The following is a 2,504-nucleotide window of genomic DNA, read 5'->3' on the forward strand; positions in this document are numbered from 1 at the left end:
GGATTGGAAAAGTAGTTCCACCCGGTAATGCACTGGTTCATTATCTCGTTGATTTCCCGGATTTCCCATTGCTTCGGCTCATCAAAGGTGTGGTTTAAGGCTTCCTTGTAGAGCTGCTTGGAGCAGACCGTTTCCCCGGTGTACTTATCAAGGTAAGCCTGTATCATCCCGGCTTTGGTGTCCTCCGGCATAAAATCCCGCTGGTGTTCTTTGAGATACCGCTGCATGGCTGGGCTGAATGACAGCTTGAACATGCCGCTTCGGTAAATCTCCATTGCTTCCGCCCACATCTGGCTGATATAGGCTCTGGAAGCGGCTTCGTCCTCCAAAATGTGAACCTCAGCTTGCTCCGGGTACACCATGACCGGGATAAAGCGGCGGTTGCCGGAACGGTCAAGGGGCAGGAAGTCAAGGGCATTGGAAGTGCCGCCAAACACGCACTGACGGGGGCGGTCTGCCGGGTGGGTTTCATAGGGTATCTTGTAAACCTCTTTCTGCCGGCTTAAAAACGACTTGATTTCCTCAATGCTCTTGGCGTTGGCAGTTGCCATCATTTCCGACATTTCGATAATCCAGTGACCTTGCAGCTTGCGGTACACATTTTCATCGTCCAGCTTCCGCAAATCATCGGAGAACCACTCGTCCCGGACTGCCAGCAGACGGAAGAAAGTGGACTTGCCAGCCCCCTGACCGCCTACCAGACAGAGCATGATTTCAAACTTGCACCCCGGCTGAAAGGCTCGTGAGATTGCACCCAGCAGGAACAGCTTCAACGCTTCATAGGTGTAATCGTCTGCGTCAGCCCCCAGAAAGTGCCGCAGACAGAAACGGATTCGTTCTGTCCCGTCCCACACAAGGGCACTTAGGTAGTCCCGGATGGGATGGTACTTGTTTTCATTCGCCACAATCCCGATGGCATTATCAATCTTTTTCTCATTGGTAAGCCCATAGGTTTCTTCCAGATAGAGAAGCAGATACTTCATATCCGTATCGTTCAGGGCTGTGCTTTCTCTGTGGAAGCCGATGGGCTTTATGATGTCCTTGCGGTCGGTCAGGATGTTGTATGCGATAGCCCCGGAAAGCAGCGGGTCACGCTGGAATACGGTCAGGCAGTTCCGTATGCTCTGACGGACACCGCCTTTCTCGGTAGTTCCCAGCCCCGCCTTGATTTCCTCAATGCTCTGGGGCGGCTGCATGGCGTTCATGGTGTTTTTTAGTTCTTGCTGCGTTTGCGGCGGCAAGCTCTGCCATTCGCTTTTCAAGCTGTATCACATCCTTTCCGTAGTCCGTAATCAAAGCTGCTTTTTCCTCTGTCTCCCCAAAGAGCAGCACATCCAGCAGATATTCCACTTGGTCTTGCTTCTGTAAGGCTTCCACAAACCGTGGATGAAAGGCTTCCTCCGGGGAGTGCGGGGCATAATCCTTTCTCCATGCCCGAAGCAAGTGAAGATAATCGGCAAGAATACGGAAGCAGCGGTTTTTTGCTTCCTGAAACTGTTCCTCCGGGGATTTCTGCCGGGGCTTGGGCTTTTTTACCTTCCCCGGCGGTTTCCAGTCCTCATAGGAAAGCCCGAAGTCCTGTGCCAGCTGTACGGCGGCTTCTTTCTTTCCCAGCCCATACAGGGCGGCGGCAAAATCAATCACATCCCCATCCGCACCGCAGCCGAAGCAGTGGTAACGCCGATCCAGCTTCATGCTTGGGGTTTTATCGTGATGGAACGGGCAACAAGCCATCCCGTTCCGGCCTACACGGATTCCATAATGCTCCGCAGCCTGTCTTGTTGTGACGGACTGCTTCACAGCTTCAAATACATTCAAATCTATCCCTCCTTGAAAAAAAGAAAAGCACCTGACATTCTCTGATTGAAAATGGCAAGTGCCTGTTAAAGTTCCATATCCTGTTGTTTGTGTTTTGTCTGCTCCGGGGCAGTTCTTTGTGCTTTTTTCTCGTCTGTCTTATCCTGCAAGACTTCCTTGATGGGCTGCTTCTTGGGCGGCTCTTTGCTTTCCTCTGTGCCGGGTGTGGCTTTCCGTACCCAGTAGCGGATGTCCCGCAGCTTCTTCAAATCCTCCTGTACCTCGGTCAGCGGTGTTTTCAGAGCTGCAATTTCTTCCAGAAGCGTTTCCTGCTCCTCTTGCAGCTCCTTTTGGGTGCTGTCCTTATCGTCCGGGTGCTTGGCAAGGTAGGCGGCGGCTTTCTCATACCGGGCAACCTCCGGGTGTTCCTGTTTGAATTTCTCCTTTGTTTTTTTGAAAAATATCTTCTGGTATTTCTCATAGACAGGCTTACATTCCTGGCAGTCTGTCCGGCTGGCAAGAATCCCGTCAATCACTTTGCTGCGGGTTTCCTTTGGCTTCATCTGATTGCGGTAATCGGCGGCTGATTTCCCGGAAGATTCCAGAAATACTTCTAAGTCCTCCACAGTAGAAAGCCCCTTTTGCCGGAGATAGGACAGGGCTTCGCTGACTGCCTTTAAGTCCTGTGAAGTCCCCCGGTTCTGTCC

2 protein-coding genes and 1 pseudogene are annotated in these 2,504 nt (G+C 52.0%); all 3 read right to left on the reverse strand.

Features of this window, described 5'->3' with window-relative positions; all coding sequences use genetic code 11:
• Positions 1–1,205 (reverse strand): virulence-associated E family protein (locus WMO75_RS19290; RefSeq protein ID WP_349078799.1); only part of this gene is annotated, 1,205 nt, incomplete at its 3' end.
• Positions 1,174–1,818, reverse strand: a complete 645-nt coding sequence (locus WMO75_RS19295) for a CHC2 zinc finger domain-containing protein (protein WP_042520382.1) — start codon at positions 1,816–1,818, stop codon at positions 1,174–1,176. The genes WMO75_RS19290 and WMO75_RS19295, both read right to left, overlap by 32 nt.
• Positions 1,819–1,883: 65 nt before the next feature.
• Positions 1,884–2,504 (reverse strand): annotated as a pseudogene (locus WMO75_RS19300) (MobQ family relaxase); the annotation flags it as partial.

The organism is Blautia intestinihominis (assembly GCF_040096655.1).
GTDB lineage: Bacteria > Bacillota > Clostridia > Lachnospirales > Lachnospiraceae > Blautia_A > Blautia_A intestinihominis.